This is a genomic window from Klebsiella sp. I138, assembly GCF_051131765.1.
In the GTDB taxonomy this organism is placed as follows: Bacteria; Pseudomonadota; Gammaproteobacteria; order Enterobacterales; family Enterobacteriaceae; genus Klebsiella.
In genome coordinates, this window is sequence record NZ_CP180447.1 from 2640998 (window position 1) to 2660058 (window position 19061).

Annotated in this window: 18 protein-coding genes; 6 read left to right on the plus strand and 12 right to left on the minus strand. The window is 57.1% G+C overall.

Going from position 1 to position 19061, the window contains the following annotated elements; translation table 11 throughout:
- Positions 1-43: 43 nt before the first annotated feature.
- Together ACMYSK_RS12320 and ACMYSK_RS12325 are read right to left on the minus strand one after the other, a co-directional pair.
- Positions 44-385 carry a RamA family antibiotic efflux transcriptional regulator gene (locus tag ACMYSK_RS12320; RefSeq protein WP_434643488.1) on the minus strand — a complete coding sequence of 114 codons (342 nt, stop codon included), beginning with the start codon at positions 383-385 and terminating at the stop codon, positions 44-46.
- A 32-nt stretch (positions 386-417) separates the two neighbouring features.
- Positions 418-1518, minus strand: a complete 1101-nt coding sequence (locus ACMYSK_RS12325; protein ID WP_434643491.1) for an MBL fold metallo-hydrolase — start codon at positions 1516-1518, stop codon at positions 418-420.
- Positions 1519-1708: 190 nt separating this feature from the next.
- On the opposite strand from ACMYSK_RS12325, the gene ACMYSK_RS12330 reads away from it, so the two are divergent.
- The 3 genes from ACMYSK_RS12330 (at position 1709) to nfsB (ending at position 3451) form a co-directional block, all read left to right on the plus strand.
- Positions 1709-2290, plus strand: coding sequence for a TetR/AcrR family transcriptional regulator (locus ACMYSK_RS12330; protein ID WP_434643493.1), 582 nt, complete (start codon positions 1709-1711; stop codon positions 2288-2290).
- Positions 2290-2670 (plus strand): MmcQ/YjbR family DNA-binding protein, encoded by a 381-nt coding sequence (locus ACMYSK_RS12335; RefSeq protein WP_434643496.1) that lies wholly within the window; start codon positions 2290-2292, stop codon positions 2668-2670. The genes ACMYSK_RS12330 and ACMYSK_RS12335 overlap by 1 nt, the downstream gene beginning before the upstream one ends.
- Before the next feature lie 127 nt (positions 2671-2797).
- Positions 2798-3451: an oxygen-insensitive NAD(P)H nitroreductase gene (gene nfsB, locus ACMYSK_RS12340; RefSeq protein WP_434643498.1), complete on the plus strand. Its 654-nt coding sequence runs from the start codon at positions 2798-2800 to the stop codon at positions 3449-3451.
- Here the strand turns inward: nfsB and ACMYSK_RS12345 are convergent.
- Both ACMYSK_RS12345 and ACMYSK_RS12350 read right to left on the minus strand, forming a co-directional pair.
- Positions 3448-4491, minus strand: coding sequence for a DUF2157 domain-containing protein (locus tag ACMYSK_RS12345; protein ID WP_434643501.1), 1044 nt, complete (start codon positions 4489-4491; stop codon positions 3448-3450). The genes nfsB and ACMYSK_RS12345 overlap by 4 nt on opposite strands.
- A gap of 15 nt (positions 4492-4506) precedes the next feature.
- A complete protein-coding gene (locus ACMYSK_RS12350; RefSeq protein WP_434643503.1) occupies positions 4507-5388 on the minus strand; it encodes a helix-turn-helix transcriptional regulator in 882 nt (293 codons plus the stop codon).
- 109 nt (positions 5389-5497) lie between these two features.
- On the opposite strand from ACMYSK_RS12350, the gene ACMYSK_RS12355 reads away from it, so the two are divergent.
- Both ACMYSK_RS12355 and ACMYSK_RS12360 read left to right on the plus strand, forming a co-directional pair.
- Positions 5498-6925, plus strand: coding sequence for an MFS transporter (locus ACMYSK_RS12355; protein ID WP_434643506.1), 1428 nt, complete (start codon positions 5498-5500; stop codon positions 6923-6925).
- Positions 6926-7002: 77 nt separating this feature from the next.
- On the plus strand, positions 7003-8247 hold the full coding sequence (locus tag ACMYSK_RS12360; protein ID WP_434643509.1) for a mechanosensitive ion channel family protein: 1245 nt from the start codon (positions 7003-7005) through the stop codon (positions 8245-8247).
- A gap of 3 nt (positions 8248-8250) precedes the next feature.
- Here the strand turns inward: ACMYSK_RS12360 and ACMYSK_RS12365 are convergent, their stop codons facing one another.
- On the minus strand, positions 8251-9231 hold the full coding sequence (locus ACMYSK_RS12365; protein ID WP_434643512.1) for a LacI family DNA-binding transcriptional regulator: 981 nt from the start codon (positions 9229-9231) through the stop codon (positions 8251-8253).
- A 26-nt stretch (positions 9232-9257) separates the two neighbouring features.
- Positions 9258-9383, minus strand: a complete 126-nt coding sequence (locus ACMYSK_RS12370; RefSeq protein ID WP_434643514.1) for a hypothetical protein — start codon at positions 9381-9383, stop codon at positions 9258-9260.
- 457 nt (positions 9384-9840) lie between these two features.
- Here ACMYSK_RS12370 and ACMYSK_RS12375 point away from each other — a divergent pair, with 457 nt between their 5' ends.
- Complete coding sequence (locus ACMYSK_RS12375) at positions 9841-10257, plus strand: Exc2 family lipoprotein (RefSeq protein WP_434643516.1); 417 nt, start codon at positions 9841-9843, stop codon at positions 10255-10257.
- A gap of 39 nt (positions 10258-10296) precedes the next feature.
- On the opposite strand, the gene ACMYSK_RS12380 is transcribed toward ACMYSK_RS12375, so the two are convergent.
- The 6 genes from ACMYSK_RS12380 to ACMYSK_RS12405 form a co-directional block, all read right to left on the minus strand.
- Positions 10297-11448 (minus strand): Gfo/Idh/MocA family protein, encoded by a 1152-nt coding sequence (locus tag ACMYSK_RS12380; protein ID WP_434643518.1) that lies wholly within the window; start codon positions 11446-11448, stop codon positions 10297-10299.
- The gene (locus ACMYSK_RS12385; protein WP_434643520.1) at positions 11445-12473 is read right to left on the minus strand and encodes a sugar phosphate isomerase/epimerase family protein; all 1029 of its coding nucleotides are present in this window, start codon (positions 12471-12473) and stop codon (positions 11445-11447) included. The genes ACMYSK_RS12380 and ACMYSK_RS12385 overlap by 4 nt, the downstream gene beginning before the upstream one ends.
- A gap of 15 nt (positions 12474-12488) precedes the next feature.
- Positions 12489-13730, minus strand: a complete 1242-nt coding sequence (locus ACMYSK_RS12390) for an MFS transporter (protein ID WP_434643523.1) — start codon at positions 13728-13730, stop codon at positions 12489-12491.
- A gap of 152 nt (positions 13731-13882) precedes the next feature.
- A complete protein-coding gene (pheP, locus tag ACMYSK_RS12395; protein ID WP_434643524.1) occupies positions 13883-15259 on the minus strand; it encodes a phenylalanine transporter in 1377 nt (458 codons plus the stop codon).
- Between the two features lie 162 nt (positions 15260-15421).
- Positions 15422-17617, minus strand: coding sequence for a TonB-dependent receptor (locus ACMYSK_RS12400; RefSeq protein ID WP_434643526.1), 2196 nt, complete (start codon positions 17615-17617; stop codon positions 15422-15424).
- Positions 17618-17674: 57 nt separating this feature from the next.
- A complete protein-coding gene (locus tag ACMYSK_RS12405) occupies positions 17675-18757 on the minus strand; it encodes a YncE family protein (RefSeq protein ID WP_434644064.1) in 1083 nt (360 codons plus the stop codon).
- Positions 18758-19061: the final 304 nt, after the last annotated feature.

Sequence of the window (19061 nt, forward strand, 5' to 3'; positions counted from 1 at the left end):
CGATAGTCAGGAAAACGTCCGCCGGTTCCCCGGCGGATATGCCTCAGTGGGCGCGGTTGTGATTTTCTTTGCGATAGGCACCCGGCGGCTGATGAAACGTGCGGGTGAAAATGCGGGTGAAGGTCTGCTGTGAATCAAAGCCATATTTCAGGCAGATATCATAAACTCGCTGATCGGTGTCGCGCAGATCGCGCGCCGCCATCCGCAGTTTACGCTCGCGAATATAGCGCCCCAGACTCTCCCCTTTGTACTGCAAAAAGAGTCGTTGCAGATGCCATTTCGAATAACCAGAGTGACGAGCAATATCATCAATACGCAGCGGCTGATGCAAATTGTCATCAATCCACCCGACGATAGTCTCAATCACCTGAGCGGAAATAGTCATATGTCCTCTCTCCTCTTGAATCAAACCGGTATTTATCGCCACCAGGTATTAAATGATTGTGTTTTATCGGCAACCCAAACCGGCTCGCCAAGCATCGGCGTTAACAACCGCCACGGCCGTTCTTCACTGGCCGCAGCCAGCCGTTTGTAGGGATCGTCCCAGCTGTGTTTCGCCAGAACAAAGCGCCCCGCATGCCCCGGCAATACGGCGCGCGCGTGGAGATCGTCGGCAGCCTGCGCCGTTTCGTCAGGCATCATATGAATATATTTCCAGTCCTGGTCGTACTGACCGTTCTCCATAATCGCCAGGTCCACCGGGCCAAACTGTTCCCCGATGGCCTTGAAGTGCGGGCCGTACCCGCTATCGCCGCTGTAGTAAATTTTCTGCTGCGGCGTAACGAACATAAAGCTGGCCCACAGCGTCTGGTTGCGCTTCAGCCCGCGGCCGGAGAAATGACGAGCCGGCAGGATATGCACGATCAGTTCATCGCTCACCTGCACTGCCTGGTTCCAGTCAGCCTCGCTAATAATGGCGCCGTCCATACCCCAGTAGCGCAGATGCGAACCAACGCCGAGCGGCGTCACCACACGCTTGATTTTGGGCATCAGCGCTTTAATGGTGGCGTAATCAAGATGGTCATAGTGGTCGTGTGAAATAATCAGCAGGTCTATTTCCGGCATCCGCTCTGCGCGCCACGGATAGTCACCCGGGAAGGCTTTGTTGATAAATGAGAACGGTGCGGCATAGTCGCTGAAGACCGGGTCAATGAGGATGCGTTTCCCCGCCAGTTGCAAGTACCAGGAGGAGTGGCCCAGCCACACCATCGCATCCTGCCCGACAGGCAGGGTGGCGAGATCGGTATTGACCAGCGGCAACGGCTGCGCAGGACGGGCATTTTCGCGTTTAGCGACCAGAAACTCCCACCAGGCGGCCAGCATATTTTTCTGTCCAGTGAACCCCGGCGTGGGTAGCTGATTATGAAACTGGCCATCGCGATAGTGCGGGGACTCTTCCACCAGACTGAGCTGCGCGCCCTGCGGCGCCCGGCCAAACCCGGCATTTAACACAAACGGCAAAGCTGTTGCTGAGGCTAATAACATAATGGCGACCACGCTGATAGTGACACGGTTCATAACCTGACCAGATGAAACTCCCTATCATGGGAGTTTAGTGATATAACTTGATTATGAGTGAGTAAGCACTCATTATTAGGAAGAAGGGGAAAGTCGTCAAGGCGATTTTCAAATTTTTAACATCCACCGTTGCAGTGCCATCACCTGGCATGTTTAGATCGTGGTTTAATGACGCGAGAGGTAAATCGTAGTGGCTCGTCCGAAGAGTGAAGATAAAAAGCAAGCGTTGCTGGAGGCCGCGACGGCCGCTTTTGCCCAATCGGGTATCGCCGCCTCAACGTCGACAATCGCCCGCAGTGCCGGGGTTGCCGAGGGTACGCTGTTCCGCTATTTTGCCACCAAGGATGAGTTGCTCAACGAACTGTACCTCTCGATCAAGTCCGGGTTAGTTCAATCGATGGTTGCCGGGCTGACGCCAAACGAAAAGCGGCCAAAAGAGAACGCCCGGAATATCTGGGACAGCTATATCGACTGGAGCATTCGCCATCCGATGGAGCACAAAGCGATTCGTCGAATGTCTCTCAGCGAGCGCATCACCGACGAAACCCGGACCCGCGTCAAAGAGATGTTTCCCGAGCTCAACGAAATGTGCCAGCTGTCGGTCAAACCGGTCTTTCTGAGCGATGCCTACAGCGCGTTTGGCGACGCCCTGTTTCTGTCACTGGCGGAAACCACTATCGAATTTGCCAGCCACGACCCGCAGCGCGCACCCGACCTGATCGCCCTGGGCTTTGAAACCATGTGGCAGGCGCTTCACGAGAACGACGCCTGATGGACCGCGCCACGCTGCACGCCAGCGCCCACCGCATCGCGCTGGCATACCCGTTTACCGAGCACTGCTGGCCCTTTGGCCCGGAGTATGACGTGTTCAAAGTCGGCGGGCGCATTTTTATGCTCACCATGACGATTCGCGGCCGCGCGCTGGTTAATCTCAAAGCCGACCCGCAAAAATCGCTGCTCCATCAGGCGATTTATCGCAGTATTGAGCCCGGCTACCACATGAACAAAAAACACTGGATTACCGTCGTTCCCGGCGAGGATATCAGCGAGAGTCTGCTGGCGGAGCTTATCGATGACTCATGGAATCAGGTGGTGAATAAGCTGGCGAAGAAAGATCGGCTGCGGCTGCGCCCAGAAGGATTTTCAGGCTAACGCGATAAGTGTTATCGCAATTTTGTCTCTTATCATTTCCCCGCCTTCGCTGTACTCTTCTCCCACTAACTGCCCCTAAGGGGCTGTAAACTCAAATTATCTTGAGAATAAACCGTGAGGAAGAGTTATGGATATCGTCTCCGTTGCCTTAAAACGCCACTCCACAAAAGCCTTCGATGCCACGAAAAAACTGACGGCTGAAGAAGCAGAAAATCTAAAAACACTGCTGCAATTCAGCCCGTCGAGCACCAACTCTCAGCCGTGGCATTTTATCGTTGCCAGCACGGATGAAGGCAAAGCGCGCGTGGCGAAAGCCGCCAGCGGCACCTATGTGTTCAATGAACGCAAAATTCTCGACGCTTCACATGTCGTTGTTTTCTGTGCGAAAACCGCGATGGACGACGCCTGGCTGGAGCGCGTAGTTGACCAGGAAGAGGCCGACGGGCGTTTTGCTACCCCGGAAGCCAAGGCCGGTAACCACAAAGGCCGCGTGTTCTTTGCCGATATGCACCGCAAAGACCTGCAGGACGATAATCACTGGATGGCGAAGCAGGTTTACCTGAACGTTGGCAACTTCCTGCTCGGCGTGGCGGCAATGGGTCTCGATGCGGTACCGGTTGAAGGGTTCGATGCCGCGATCCTTGATGCCGAATTTGGCTTAACCGAACAAGGGTTTACCAGCGTGGTTATCGTGCCGGTCGGCCACCACAGCGTGGAAGATTTCAACGCCACGTTGCCAAAATCGCGCCTGCCGCAGGCGACGACCATCACCGAGATTTAATCTTCTCGCGCACGCCGCTCGCCGGCGTGCCAGATTCTTTCCGCGTAGCGGCCAACAATCGCCAGCGATACCGCCAGAATCAGGAAGAACACCACCTTATGCAGGCTTCCCCAGAAGTACTCGAAAAAGCGGGTATAGAGGTTAATGGCGAGGAACGTCAGGCCAAAACCACGCAGCATCCCGTCATCGGTTTTCAGACTGATGTAGATGCAGATGCCCGCAGCCACGCCAAATAACAGCGCCCATGGGAGCTGCTGCATCGGCGAAATGCTGTACCAACCGTCGAGATCCCGATAGCCAAAAATCGACAGGATCCACAGCGCAATAAATAAATACGTCAGGCCCATAGCTTTGCTGACGGTAAACACTCGGCGCTGAAGCAGCCACTTTTGCAGAAGGCAGCAGAGCGCCAACAGCACGCCGCCGAACAGAACAAAACGAATCGGGTAGTTCATGCCCAGCCAGTAAGCCCCCCACCCTGACACATACCCGGTATGCGCGCCAAACCAGTTACCCAGCGCCAGCAGGAAGAACAACCACACCAGCCCGGAACGGGCCGCCAGACCGATGACGCCATAGATAGCACAGCCGGCCAGAAACAGCGGGGCAATATTGCCACTGCCGTTATCGAGCCGCACCCCGACCTGCCATAGCGCCAGCGCAGTAAACACCACGCCGACAAACAGAATCGCCTCGGTGCTGTAGTGCCAGTGCTGCTCCCGCCGCTGGCGGCGAAAGCCCCAGAGATAGCAGGCGAACGCTATCGCGGTCGGAAGCGCAATTCGCGCCAGCGCTGAGTCGCTGAACACGGCCGTCAGCCAGGCGACCAGTTCGCTATCGGCAAACACGCTGCCCAGCGCAATCAGCAGGCACGCCAGCGCCGTCCAGAAGGCGTAGCGGCTCAGACGCTGCCAGTCAAAGGTGCTCACGTGCAAGGTGGCCGCCAGCCGCTGGCGATCCGTGTGGCTCAACTCACCCGTGGCCTGCCATTCCTCCAGCGCGTGCTGAATCACCCGATGTTGCTTCCTGGTCACGTTCATCTGCGTTCCCTGTCGTTATGAGTTGAGAAAATCCTGTTTATCCAGCCACGCCAGCGCCTGCTCGCCGGCTTCGTCCATCGGCAGATAGACCAGTAGCCGCGAACCATTACGCGGGGCGGAATACCAGTACATTTGCTGCAGACTGAAGCGTCCGAGCTGCGGATGGTTGAAATTCTTAACCTGATTTTCCACGCCGCGGACGTCATAACGCTGATGCCACAGCGCCTCAAACTCAGCGGAAGCGGCAAAAAAACGCGCCAGTTTATTTTCCCACAGCGGGTCGCCCCGGTGTTCGGCCATCGCCGCGCGGAAGTAGGAGACAAACGTAGGCAGTACATCACGATTTTCAATGCGGCTGCGCCAGGTTTCGTGGGTCAGGTAAAGGTAAATACAGTTGCGGTCTTCTTCGGGGAGCGCGGCGAAATCAACGCCCATCAGCCGACAAAAGCTGTCATTCCACGCCACAATATCAAAGTTGGGTTTCTGGATACTGGCCGGCTGCGGCATCAGGCTGTCGAGCAGCCGTCGGGTCCCCGGGCTTATCCCCTCGCAGACGGTTATTTGCGTGGCTTCCGGCGGCGTCAGCCCGGCCAACACAAACAGGTGACGCGTCTCCAGCGGGCTGCATTGAAGCGCATTCGCGACGCCCACCAGCACCGATTCCGACGGGTTGACTTCCCGCCCCTGCTCCAGCCAGGTGTACCAGGTCACGCCGACATCGGCCAGCATCGCCACCTCTTCACGACGCAGCCCAGGCGTGCGCCGCCGCCCGACTCGCGGCAGGCCAAGGCGCTGCGGGTCGAGGCTTTCGCGCCGGGCACGCAAAAAGGCGCCAAGCTGTTTACGGCTATTGTCGGGCGCGATCGGCACCGGTTCACGTTGCGGCATTCCCGTCATCTTGACTCCAGCATGGTAGTACCAATACCAGTATAGACAGGAACTGGTACCCGTTTAATTTATCGGTAATGCTACGGCCATCCGCTGAATGACGCAATGGAGAGATCCGATGAATTCGTCTGCTGTTTCACCCGGCCGCGCCGGTTTGCTGCTTCTGTTGACCGGCCAGATGCTGCCGCTGATCGACACCTCTATTACCAACGTGGCGCTGGATTCTATCACCCACTCTCTGGATGCCAGCGCGACCCAACTGGAGCTGATCGTTGCCCTCTACGGCGTCTCTTTTGCCGTGTGCCTGGCGATGGGCAGCAAGCTGGGCGATAACTACGGCCGCCGTCGTCTGTTTATGTGGGGCGTCGCGCTTTTTGGTCTCGCCTCTTTGCTGTGCGGTATGGCCAACTCCATCAGCGGGCTGCTGGCGGCCCGCACGCTGCAGGGCGCAGGCGCGGCGCTGATCGTACCGCAAATCCTCGCCACCCTGCATGTGACGTTAAAAGGCACCGCCCACGCTCGCGCCATCAGCCTGTATGGCGGAATCGGAGGGATTGCGTTTATCGTCGGGCAGATGGGCGGCGGCTGGCTGGTTTCGGCGGATATCGCCGGTCTGGGCTGGCGCAATGCCTTCTTTATTAACGTCCCCATCTGCCTGCTGGTGCTGGCGTTCAGTACGCGCTACGTCCCGGAAACCCGCCGTGAAGCCCATTCACGCATCGACTGGCAGGGCACCTTCAGTCTGGCGCTAATCCTCTGCTGCCTGCTGTTCCCGATGGCGCTGGGCCCGGAACTACATTGGCCGTGGACGTTGCAGATTCTGCTGGTAGCCGTGCTGCCTCTGCTGGCCTGGATGCGGGTCAGCGCACTACGGAAACAACAGCGCGGCGAGCAGCCGCTGCTGCCTCCCCGACTGCTGAAGCTCACCAGCATTCGCTTTGGCATGGCCGTCGCCCTGCTGTTTTTCAGCGCCTGGTCCGGCTTCATGTTCTGCATGGCGCTGACCATGCAGGCCGGATTAGGAATGGCGCCGTGGCAGTCGGGCAACAGCTTTATCGCCCTCGGCGTGGCCTATTTTATCTCCGCGCTGTATGCGCCGAAGCTGATTGCTCGTTACAGTATGGGACGCATTTTGCTGATCGGGCTGGCGGTGCAGATAACCGGTCTGCTGCTGCTGATGGCGACCTTCCGTCACTTCGCTGACCACACGTCTACGCTGGCGCTGGTGCCGTCTACCGCGCTTATCGGCTACGGCCAGGCGCTGATCGTGAATAGCTTCTATCGCATCGGCATGCGCGATATCAGCGCCAGTGATGCGGGCGCCGGGAGCGCCATCCTGAGCACTCTTCAGCAGGCGACGCTGGGATTAGGCCCGGCGATTCTCGGCTCGCTGTTTTTAACGCTCACCCAGCGCGGCGGCGGTAACTATCCGCAGGCGTTAATTGATTTTCTGGCCGTAGAGGTGGTGATGATGCTGGTCTTAGGCGCGATTGCCCTGTGGCTGCGTCAGCATCTCAATGTGCGCCCGGTGGCCGCCGCGTCATAATCCACAATTGCATGACGCCTGATTTGCATAATATACATCCAGCGGTCATCATAACCGCTGGATGTACAGGAGACGTTATGCAGGAATTAATCACGCAAATTGCCGCATTAGGCATCAAAATCACCCCGACAACTTCGCTCATTATTATCTTCGGCATTATCTTACTGACGGCCATCGTCGTTCATTTCATTTTGCATAAAGGGGTGCTGCGCGCCTTTGAAAAACGCGCCCAGGCCAGCAGCCATTTGTGGCTGCAAATCATCACCCAGAACAAACTGTTTCACCGGCTGGCCTTTACCCTGCAGGGGATTATCGTCAATGTGCAGGCGGTGTTATGGCTCCAGAAAGGCAGTGAAGCCGCCACTATTTTAACCACCTGCGCCCAGCTGTGGGTCATGCTCTATGCCCTGCTCTCCTTCTTTTCGCTGCTCGATGTGGTTTTCAATTTATCGCAGAAGTTCGCCACCGCCTCCCAGCTACCGCTGAAAGGGATCTTCCAGGGGGTTAAGCTGGTTAGTGCGATAATCATCGGCATCCTGATTATTTCCTTACTGATTGGCCAGTCACCGGCGATTTTAATCAGCGGCCTCGGCGCGATGGCCGCGGTACTGATGCTGGTATTTAAAGACCCGATTCTTGGTCTGGTCGCCGGGATTCAGCTCGCCGCCAACGACATGCTGAAGCTCGGAGACTGGCTGGAAATGCCGAAATATGGCGCCGACGGCGCGGTTATCGATATTGGCCTGACCACGGTGAAAGTCCGCAACTGGGACAACACTATTACCACTATCCCCACCTGGTCGCTGGTGTCCGACTCCTTTAAAAACTGGAGCGGGATGTCCGCTTCCGGCGGGCGTCGCATTAAGCGCAGCCTGAATATTGATACCACCAGTATTCATTTTCTCGATGAACAGGAGCAGCAGCGCTTAATTCAGGCCCGCCTGCTTAAGCCTTATATGGACTCACGTCATCAGGAAATTAGCGAATGGAACCAGCAAAACGCCGCTGACCATTCGGTGTTGAACCTGCGCAAGATGACCAATATCGGCACCTTCCGCGCCTATTTGCAGGAATATCTGCGCAACCACCCGCGGCTGCGCAAAGATATGACGATGATGGTCCGCCAGCTGGCGCCGGACGCCAACGGGCTGCCCATTGAGATCTACTGCTTCACCAGCACCGTGGTGTGGGCGGAATATGAGAGCATCCAGGCGGATATTTTTGACCACATTTTTGCCGTGGTCGACGAGTTCGGTCTGCGCATTCACCAGTCACCGACCGGCAACGACATTCGTTCGCTGGCGGGGTCAAATCACGCGTAACGATCAGGCACTGGCGCGGGCAATAATGCGCCAGTCCATCATCACCCGTTCGGCGGCGGCTTCCGGGTTGTCGATTTTCTTGAGCAGCAGCGTCACCGCCGTGCGGCCGATATCACGTGACGGCTGTTCTACGGTAGTCAGCTGCGGTGAGACCATCTCCGCAAGCTCTGTGCCATCAAATCCCATCACTGCAATATCTTCCGGCACCCGCAGTCCGGCCTGGGCAATCGCACGCAGGGCACCTGCCGCCAACGAATCGGCAACGGCAAACACCGCATCCGGCCGCTCTTTGGAGGCCAGCAGCGTTTCCATTGCCGCTTTACCGGCGGCGGCGCTGAGGTCGCTGGCATAGGCCACCTGCTGATAGGTGAGCTCACGCACGTGCAGTACGTTTTTATAGCCACGCTCGCGCAGGCGGGCGTAGCGATAGCTCAGATCGTGATTAATCAGGGCAATGCGTCGTCGACCGCTCTCCGCCAGGCGCGACACCGCGCCCTGTGCGGCATCGATATCGTTAATGCCGACGCAGGAGATACGGCCGGCATCGGCATATTCGGCGCACTGCACCCACGGCGCCTCGCCGATCATCATCGTCAGCTCCGGCAGGCTGGAGAGCGCGTTCATCGTAATAATCCCGTCGACCACTTTCCCCGACAGTAGCCGCAGTCCGGAGGTTGATCGCGCCAGATCGGACCCGGAATTGCACAGTAAAATACGGTAGCCGTGCTTTTCCGCCTCTTCCTCGATGCCCTTCACCACTTCCGCGCAGAACGGGTTGGCGATATTCGACACCATCACCAGAATCATATAGCTTCGCGCCGTGCGCAGCTGGCGGGCCAGCAGGTTGGGCTGATAGTTGCTCTCTTTAATCGCCTGCAGCACGCGTTCGCGGTTTTTCGGTTTGACGGTATCGCTGTTATTCAGCACCCGCGATACGGTTGCCACTGAGACACCCGCCAGACGGGCGATTTTCTGAATTGACATAACGGCTGCATTTCCTGCGATAAAAGTTATTGTGCGCAGGCTATCATAAATACGCCGTCGATGGTGGCGTGGCGGGAGAAATCGCGATTTCCGCCGCGGCTGGTCGCCAGCAGGCATTGCGCTGAAAACAGCCGCTGCGCGGTATGCTCCACTCCGGCTTCATCTGGCGGACCGGGCTGAACTCAACGTCCCTGTCTCGACCTGCCCTCTGGCCGCCTTATTCGTCCCGCCCCTGGGGCTCACCCCTTCGGGGCCGACGTCAACGTCGTTCAAAAACGCTTCCGACGTTTTTGTCCTGGCGGCCAGTCCTGGATGCGCACCTGCGTTCCCGCCCGTTTTCCTGATGCGCCTTACCCCCCGCGCTGTCATCCCGTGGCCGTCCCGTCGCGATATCATTGCTAAAGGTTTTTCAGCAGCAGAAGAGTCAGCATGGAATATCGGGATATGCCGCAGGGGGACAGCGGCGCATAAAAAATCGGCATTACAAATAATCAGGGCTATTTTCCAGGCGCGGTCAGCGCGATGATAGCACTGTAAATCTGAGCGCCGGGACGGTGCTGTTTTTCCGCCAGGCCTGACATAATAAATTCGTTAAGGATGATGCTATCAATGAAGATTCAAGTCGCATTACTTGTTCTCGGCTGTACTCTTGCCACGCTCACCGGCTGCACCGCCTCAAAATCCTCGCCGGAACGCCACGCCTACTATTTCATTGCCCACCGTTCCGATTTTGTCGGCGGCAACTATGCCGTAAACCGCCAGGAGAACTACCGCTTAAATCTACCGACCTTCACCGAGGCGTATCAGCGCGGTCAGAAGGATCGGAGCAGCGGCGTCAGTGAAAGCGCAGCCCGCAGCAACACCGAGGCAATCAAGCAACAGATAGCCAAAGGTAGCCAGACGCAGCACGCCTTTAACGGCAACAGCAGCGATAAATGGGAGCATCAGATGGAGAATAAAGACGCCGTGCTGTTCGGCAACGAACTGTCCGGCGCCTATCTGGATGGCTATCTCGGGGTGAAATAAGCCGTCATGCGCCACGGGAAGTGGCGCACAACCCGCCGGCTATCGCTCGACGCGGACCCAGCGCTGCTGCTGATGGCTTTGCAAAATAGCGTCAATGATATACATCACATCCGCCCCTTCATAAAATGAGGCGAAACGCCGCGTGTCGGCTTCCGGCATCTTTCCGGCACGTACCGCCTGATAAAAGCTCAGCATCATATTCTTGAAGGCGTCCGGCCAGCCTTCAATATGCCCGCCGGGGAAGTGGGCGCTGGCGGCGATATCACGCTGCATGAGGCTCGGATCATCGCTGAGCAGCTGGTTTGGCCGGGAACGCTGGCCAATCCACAGCCGCTGCGCAAGCTCCTGATCCCACGCCAGCGAACAGCGGCTGCCGTTGATTTCAATCGCCAGGCGGTTCTTTCTCCCGGCGCTGACCTGCGACACGGTAAAACAGCCTTTACTGCCATCATCGAAGCGGAACAGCACCGACCCCATATCTTCCGTATCCACTTCACGCGCGTCAAAATGCTGAGGCTCACCCGCCTGGCTGAAGGTGGTTTCGCCGGAAACGGCCACATGGCGCGTCGGCCAGACGATGGAGAGATCCGCCATCACCTCGGTGATACGTCTGCCGGTCATAAACTGTACCGTGTCGCACCAGTGGGAGCCGATATCCGCCATTGCCCGCGATGCGCCGCCCAGCGCCGACTCTACCCGCCAGTTGTAGTCGCTTTGCTGTACCATCCAGTCCTGCAAATAGCTGCCGTGTGCTGAAAACAGCCTCCCGACCTGCCCGTCACGCATCATGCTGGCAGCCTGCTGAACCATTGCAAACTGACGATAGACAAAGCTCACACCGTGCACCACGCCCGCCTTTTCCGCCAGCGCAACCAGCTCACGCGCCTCCTCCGGGAGCATGCACAGCGGCTTTTCCGAGAACACATGCAGCCCGGCATGCAACACCTGGCGGTTGATCTCCGCGTGCAGATGGTTCGGCGTGCAGTTATGTACCACCTGCAAACCAGGATGCCCCAGAAGATCCTTAACCCGGCCATAGGCATGAGCCACATTCAGCTGCCGCGCTTTTTGCTGTGCCTGTGCCAGATCGCTGTCGCACAGCGCCACGACCTCGATATCCCCGACCCGACGTAGCGCTTCAATGTGCGCCGGGCCAATAAACCCGGTGCCAATAATGCCAACCTGAATCATGCTTGTCCCTCGCGGCCGCTGGCGAAATCATCAAACGCCCGCCCGGAGACGGGAATAATATGGCGGCGGATAAACTCGCTCCCCTCGCGCGCGCCGGCTTCGGCCTCTTTCAGGCAACACTCCCACTCCAGCACTGCCCAGCCGTCGAAGTCGTACTCGGTCAGTTTGCTGAAAACACTCTTGAAATCAATTTGTCCATCACCCGGCGAGCGGAAGCGCCCCGCCCGCTGTAGCCAGTTCTGGTAGCCGCCGTACACGCCGCTGCGGCCGTCGCGACGAAACTCGGCATCTTTGACATGAAAGGCTTTGATCCGTGAATGGTAGATATCGATATACGCCAGATAATCCATCTGCTGGAGATGTAAATGGCTGGGATCGTAGAGCATATTGCAGCGCGGATGGTTATCTACCCGTTGCAGGAAGCGTTCGAAAGTCACGCCATCGTGCAGGTCTTCGCCCGGATGGATTTCATAGCAAAGATCGATCCCCTGCTCATCGTACACATCAAGAATGGGATGCCAGCGCCGCGCCAGCTCATCAAATGCCTCATCAAGCAGCGCCGGATTATGCGGCGGCCAGGGATAAAAAAATGGCCAGGCCAGCGATCCGGAAAATGTCGCGTGGGCCTGCAGGCCTAAGCGCCGCGAAGCCATCGCCGCCTGGCGTACTTTTTCCACCGCCCACTGCTGGCGCGCCTGCGGATCTCCACGTAGCGCAGCAGGTGCGAAGGCATCAAACGCCGCATCATACGCTGGATGCACGGCCACCAGCTGCCCTTCCAGATGCGTTGAGAGTTCGCTGATGGTCAGGCCATGCGCCGCCAGCCGCCCGAGAATCTCATCGCAGTAGGTCTGGCTGGCCGCCGCCTGCTCGACATCAAAAATAGCCGGATGATTACACGGGATCTGCAGCGCCTGATAGCCCAGCCCGGCAGCCCAGGCGGCGATCCCGTCCAGGGTGTTAAACGGCGCCTGTGCCCCGATAAACTGCGCCAAAAAAATCCCCGGTCCCTTCATCGTTTTCATACCCCCTCCTTAAAATTAGTGCTGTTCTTTCTCGCGATACTGGAAAGAGAAAAGGAAAATCAGTGCAATCACTGCCGCAGCCACCGCCGGGATCCACCAGAAGATGACCCACGCCTGCGGCACGGTCTGCCCGGCCACCAGATGGTTATACAGCGCGCCGGAAATTTGCGATCCCAGCAGCATCCCGATGCCGTAGGTAAACATCACGATCATGCTTTGTGCCTGGCCTTTCACCTTTTCTCCCGCCACGCGGTCGGTATAGATAAAACCGACGACAAAAAAGAAGTCATAGCACACGCCGTGCAGCAGGATGCCAAGGTAGAGCAGGAAGCGCCCCTCTTCGCTTACGCCAAGAGCGAAGAAGGCATAACGTACGAACCACGCCACCATCCCGACCAGCAGCATGTACTTCACTCCCAGGCGGCGGAACAACAGTGGGATCACCAGCATAAAGGCGATTTCTGACATCTGACCGAATGACATCGCGGTGCTAACATCCGCCACGCCCGCATCTGCCAGATAAGAGGCGGTGTAGGCGTAGTAAGTGCCCAGCGGGATCGAGATAAGCGTGGCGCAGAGCGAAAAGATAAAGAAGTGGCGCGTCTTGAGCAGCGCAAAAGCGTCGGCGCAGAGCAGGTCGCGAAATTTCACCGGAATACCTTTGGCCGGCGCCGGCGTATGCGGCAAGGTCAGGCTATAGACCGCCAGCACCACCGAACACAGCGCCGCCAGATTAAAGATAGCCGTAGTGTCGGAAATCCCGGTCACGCCGATACAAATCCCGGCGATAATCCAGCCGATGGTGCCAAAGACGCGCACCACAGGGAACGTTTTATCGACATTGCTCAGGCTGTGGAAAGCAATATTATTGGTCAGCGCCAGCGTCGGCATGTAGCACAGCGTATAGCCAAACAGCAGGCCAATCAGCAGCGCGCCATTTTGCGCCACCAGCGCCTGCGGGACGAACCACAAAATCACCGCCCCTGCCAGGTGCATCACCGCCATCACTTTCTGTGAAGCAAAGAAGCGATCGACCAGCATCCCCAACACAAACGGCGATAGAATCGAGGCGATAGGCCCGGCAGAGAACGCATCGCCAATCAGCAGGGCCATATCGTAGCGCGTCATCACCAGCCCCAGAGTCACCGACCAGCTACCCCAGATAAAAAACTGCATAAACATCATTAACGACAGGCGCGGCACCAGAAACCGGTGCTGTACGCCGACACTTTCACGACCTTCAGTTGTTGATATCATTTTGACCGCCCCTAAAAAGTAATCGATTACAAAACGTCACGAAATGAAAAGTAATCGATTACAAAAAGAAGATCCTTCGCAAAATACGCTAAGCGCGAAGAAGATCACAATAAAAGGCAGATTGCCCCGACGAACGCCGGGGCCAGGAGGCTTTACGCCGGACGGCGCAGCAGCTTGAAGACGATAAACAAGAACAGGATCCATCCCGGCAGCAGAATGGCCGACAGACGCATACCGTCGATGGTGCACATCAGCACCAGAATCAGCGCGAGGAAAGCAATACAGAGATAGTTGCCGCCAGGCGCCAGCAGCGCTTTGAACTTCGGCTCCCGCCCTTTACGACGCTGCGCGGCACGGAACTTCAGGTGTGCCATGCAGATCATTATCCAGTTCAGCAGCAGCGTCGCCACCACCAGCGCCATCAGCAGGCCCAGCGCTTTCTGCGGCAGCAGATAGTTCAGCAGTACCACCAGCGAGGTGATGACCCCAGAGAGGATCAGCGAATTCACCGGCACGCCGCGCTTGCTGACGCGGGCGAGAAACTTCGGTGCATTGCCCTGTACCGACAGGCCGAACAGCATGCGGCTGTTGGAGTAAACGCCGCTGTTATAAACCGACAGCGAAGCCACCAGAATGACGAAGTTCAGTGCAGAAGCCACCACGCTGCTGTCAAGATTATGGAAAATCATGACGAACGGGCTGCTATCGGACTTGATCTCCACCCACGGGTAAAGCGCCAGCAGCACCACCAGCGAACCGATATAAAACAGCAGAATACGGTACACCACCTGATTGACCGCTTTCGGAATACTTTTTTCCGGATTCTGCGCTTCAGCGGCGGTAATACCAATCAGTTCCAGGCCGCCGAAGGAGAACATAATCACTGCCAGCGACATCACCAGGCCATGCCAGCCGGTAGCGAAGAAACCACCGTAGCGCCACAGGTTGTCAAACCCGGCTTTGCTGCCGCCGTGGCCACCAAACAGCATCCACAGGCCAAAGCCAATCATGCCGATAATTGCCAGCACTTTAATCAAGGCAAACCAGAACTCCGCCTCGCCGTACAGGCGAACATTAACGAGGTTAACGGCGTTAATGATGACAAAGAAGGCGGCCGCCCAGATCCAGGTTGGCACATCCGGGAGCCAGTACTGCATGTAAATCCCGGCGGCGGTCAGCTCAGCCATTCCCACCAGTACGAACATCACCCAGTAGTTCCAGCCGGAGAGAAAACCCGCAAACGGGCCCCAGTATTTGTAGGCAAAGTGGGCAAAGGATCCGGATACGGGTTCTTCAACCACCATTTCGCCCAGTTGGCGCATGATCAGAAAAGCCACGATCCCGGCAACGGCATAGCCAATCAGTACGGCAGGCCCGGCCATTTGAATCGCCGGCCCGATCCCGAGAAACAGGCCGGTACCGATGGCGCCGCCGAGGGCAATAAGCTGAATATGTCGGTTCTGTAAACCGCGATGAAGCGTCGGGCCGCTCTCCGCTGTGGCATCTGACTGCGTTGACGCGTCTTTCACGTCTTTCCCCTGTGAGTTTTTATGAAGGGGCACCTTTTAACACTTCTGCTCGCCCGACTTCAAGTTGCAGATGCGTTGATTACGCGGCAATGGATGGCGACGGGCGGCGGAAAAGGGATAAACCGCGGGGGCGAGCGGTACTGGCCCGCCCCGGATTTACGATCAGAAATCGTAGCTCATCGATACCTTAACGGTACGTGGCTGCCCCTGGAACAGATAGGTGCCGGTATCATCAATACCTGACCAGTAGTTCTCATTGGTCACGTTATCCACCCCGGCACGCAGGACCATCTGGTTTTGATTCTGATTCAACGCCAGACGGTAGCGCACGCCCAAATCGAGGGTCGTGTAGCTGTCGAGCTTTTTGCTGTTCGCCGCGTCGGCATACTGTGAACCGGTGTGGTTCACCCGCGCGGTGGCCGTCAGCCCGTCAACCGGCTTGATGTCATACTCCGCGCCTAACACCGCGTAGAAGCGAGAAACGCCGATGGCATCTTTACCATCGTTGGCCCCCTTCGCCGTTTTGGTTTGCTCAGGATCCAGCCACTGAACGCTGCCGTTCAGGCGCAGGCCCAGCGTTGGCTCACCGAAAACGTTCAGTTCGACGCCACGGTTACGCTGCTCGCCATCCAGACCGTAGTAGCCTTTAGCATCGGAGATGGCGTTCGGCTTTTTAATTTCAAACAGCGCCAGCGAACCACCAAGGGTGCCGTAATCAATTTTTACGCCAACCTCATCCTGTTTCGAATGCGCGATCCCGGTGCTCTGCCCGGCATTTGTCGCGGTATTCGGCGCCACGCTTCCCGGCTGTAGCGCCTCGGTGTGGTTGGCATACAAAGACAGCGTCTCCCACGGCTTGTAGACCAGGCCAACCGTCGGCGTCCAGCGGCTCTGGGTATAGCGGGAAGTGGTATCTTCCAGACCGGTTTTATTGCTGTAGTTACGCACCACCACCTTCTGATGACGCGCGGCGGCGGTAAGCAGCAGGCTGTTATCAAAGAAGCCCAGCGTGTCGCTCAGCAGCCAGCCCTGGGTACGGCTGCGTGACGTGGTGAGTGGGTCGAAGTAATTACCGCCAAAATAGGCGTTATCCGGCATCGCCACATCATGGTTGTCATAGATATTGGTGGTCGGGTTTTTCGCCGACATACGCCAGGCGGTGGCATCGGTTCTGACCTGGGCGGCATAGCCGACATTGACCTGATGAGAGATAGCGCCGGTGTTGAAATTACCCCGCACGCCGCCCATCCCGCTGATGGAGTCGATGATGCGGTTGGTATCCAGACGTCCGACGGTCGCATCGCCGTTCTCGTTTACCAGCTTCGGCGCGCTATAGGTGCCGGTTTCATGCGAGTGCTGGCCGCCGAGGGCGCTGTACAGCGTCCAGTTGTTGGTCAGGTCATACTCGGCTTTGGCCATACCGAATTCGCTTTCTATATCGCTATAGCCCCACTTCTGGCTGTAGTTTTTGCTGTTATCCGGCAGCGCAGGAACAAAATCGACGCCGCTGATATTGATCCCCATCGTTCCGCCATGGAACGTCTTTTTCTGATAGCCGAAATCAACAGAGGAACGGAAACGGTCGCCGCGATAATCCAGCCCCAGTGACGCCAGCGTCGTGCGGCGCTTGTCATTATCAACCGCCCCCTCCCCTTCCCGGTGAACCAGGTTCACTCGGGCGCCAAACTGATTATCCTCGCCAAAGCGACGGCCAAGGTCGAGGCTGCCGCCGACCTGGGAATCGGCGGTATAGTCCACGCCAACGCGGGTGGTCGGCACATCATCTGCACGTTTCGGTTCGAGGTTGATCATCCCGCCGACGCCGCTGCTGGCGACGCCATTGAGCAGACCATTAGCCCCTTTGAAGACTTCAACGCGCTCCAGCATCTGGGTATCCATCACCTGACGCGGCACCACGCCCGCCAGGCCGCCCATGGTCATATCATCGCCATCCAGCTTAAACCCGCGAATGCGATAGGTTTCGGCAAAGTTACCGTAGCCCTGCACCGCCTGTACGCCGGCGTCATTGCTGACCACGTCGGCGATAGTTTGCGCCTGCTGATCCTGAATCAGCTTCGAGGTATAGCCGATAACGTTAAACGGCACGTCCATCGCTTTTTGTTCGCCAAGCATACCGATACGGCCGCCGTGGGCAATTTGTCCGTCAAGGAAGGCCGGTACCACCAGGTCGCCGCCGGCTTTAAAATCGCTGCCTTCGGTCGCCTGAACGACCATAACCTCTTCGTTTTTCTTGCCAGCCGCGGTGTTATCTGCTGCCGCAGCGCTATGGGTAATGGCGCCAATAGTTAACGCCAGCAGCGTTTTGCGCAGCGGGAATGGGGAAGACGTGATGTGCATAATGAGTCCGTGATGAAGATAAATGGAACAAATGGCCCGTTGCCGGGCCAGAATTTTTTATTGCGCGTTCAGGTCGATGCGAACAACGCTGTCCGGACCTTTGGTGGAGTGATCTTTGTTGAACGGCTGTTTAACGGTCACAAACAGCGTCTGCCCCTCGTCATCGAGCAAGAGGCTGTTTGGATTTGCGGGGATATCCCACTGCTTTTTCAGAGCATAGGTGATGCCATCAAGGCTGATAACCTTGCCAGACTCGCGTTGTGAGATATAAATTTCATTGCGTTTAGGGTTGAACTGCACCGCTAACGAGTCGCCTACGTCCAGTCGCTTAATGACCTTACCGCTATGAATATCCAGCACCAGCGTAGTTTTGGCCTGTGAATTATCGGTCACGAACAGGCGGCCGGTTTCGCTGTCTTCAGCGATATTCAGCAGCAGCGCTGGCTTATCACCCAGCGGTTTCCAGCGCTGTTCAATCCGGTTATTGTGCGGGTTTATCAGCAGAATTTCGCCGCTGCCATTGGCGGCGTACAGGCGATCGGTTTGCGTAGAATAGTGCAGGCCGGTCATCCACTTACCGGTATTTTTAATCCGCGTTTTCAGCTTCAGCGTGGTAGCGTCAACGACCCAGATTTGCGCCGGATCAGCAACGGCGCCGACGTACAGGGTATTGCCCAGCAGCAGGATCTGCCGCGCGCCGTACGGCATCCCTTTCTCGTTACGCTCGCTGAACAGCAGGCGTTTTTTGACCTTCCCGGTCGCGGTGTCGATGGCGCTGATGCCGCCATCCAGCGAGTTCGTGACGAACAGCGTGCTGCCGTCCAGGGTCATCTGTACGGCAAAGTTTTTCAGATCGGTGTGGCTCAGGCCGGTGGTTTTCAACGTTTTCGGGTCGAGCTTATAGACCGCTCCGCCCTGCACATCTTTAAACCCCTCGGCGCTGGCCACGTACAGCGCATCGCCCTGTGGGCTGAGCGCCATTTCGTACAGGCCATCAGCCAGTTGACGCTTGAGCGGTTGTATGTCGGTAACGGCATTTTTCTCGACGACCGGCGGGGTTGCCTTGATGGAAGGCGTTGTAGCGCAGCCGCTTAAGACGGCAGAAATGACCAGAGCTAATACCGGAATGGTGTATTTCATCATTGAAATCCTTAACAAAATCAATAAACCGGTGGTAGCTCTGCGCCGATATTATGTTGTTCCGGCATAGCAAGACTGAACCCCACCCTACGCCTTCGCTGTTTCCTTGTGAGCGGCTCACTGGCGCAGGTTAGTCCATTCTTAGCCTGCAAACAAAAAGAAGAATGAGAACTATACTCATTATCGATAATCAGGCAAGCGCAATTGCTTCTCTTGAGGTAAAAAACAATAATCTGCTTATTTTATAGCGTGATATGTAGATGGCTTTGTCGCCTGAAGCCTGCGATATGGCATCAGACGGGGG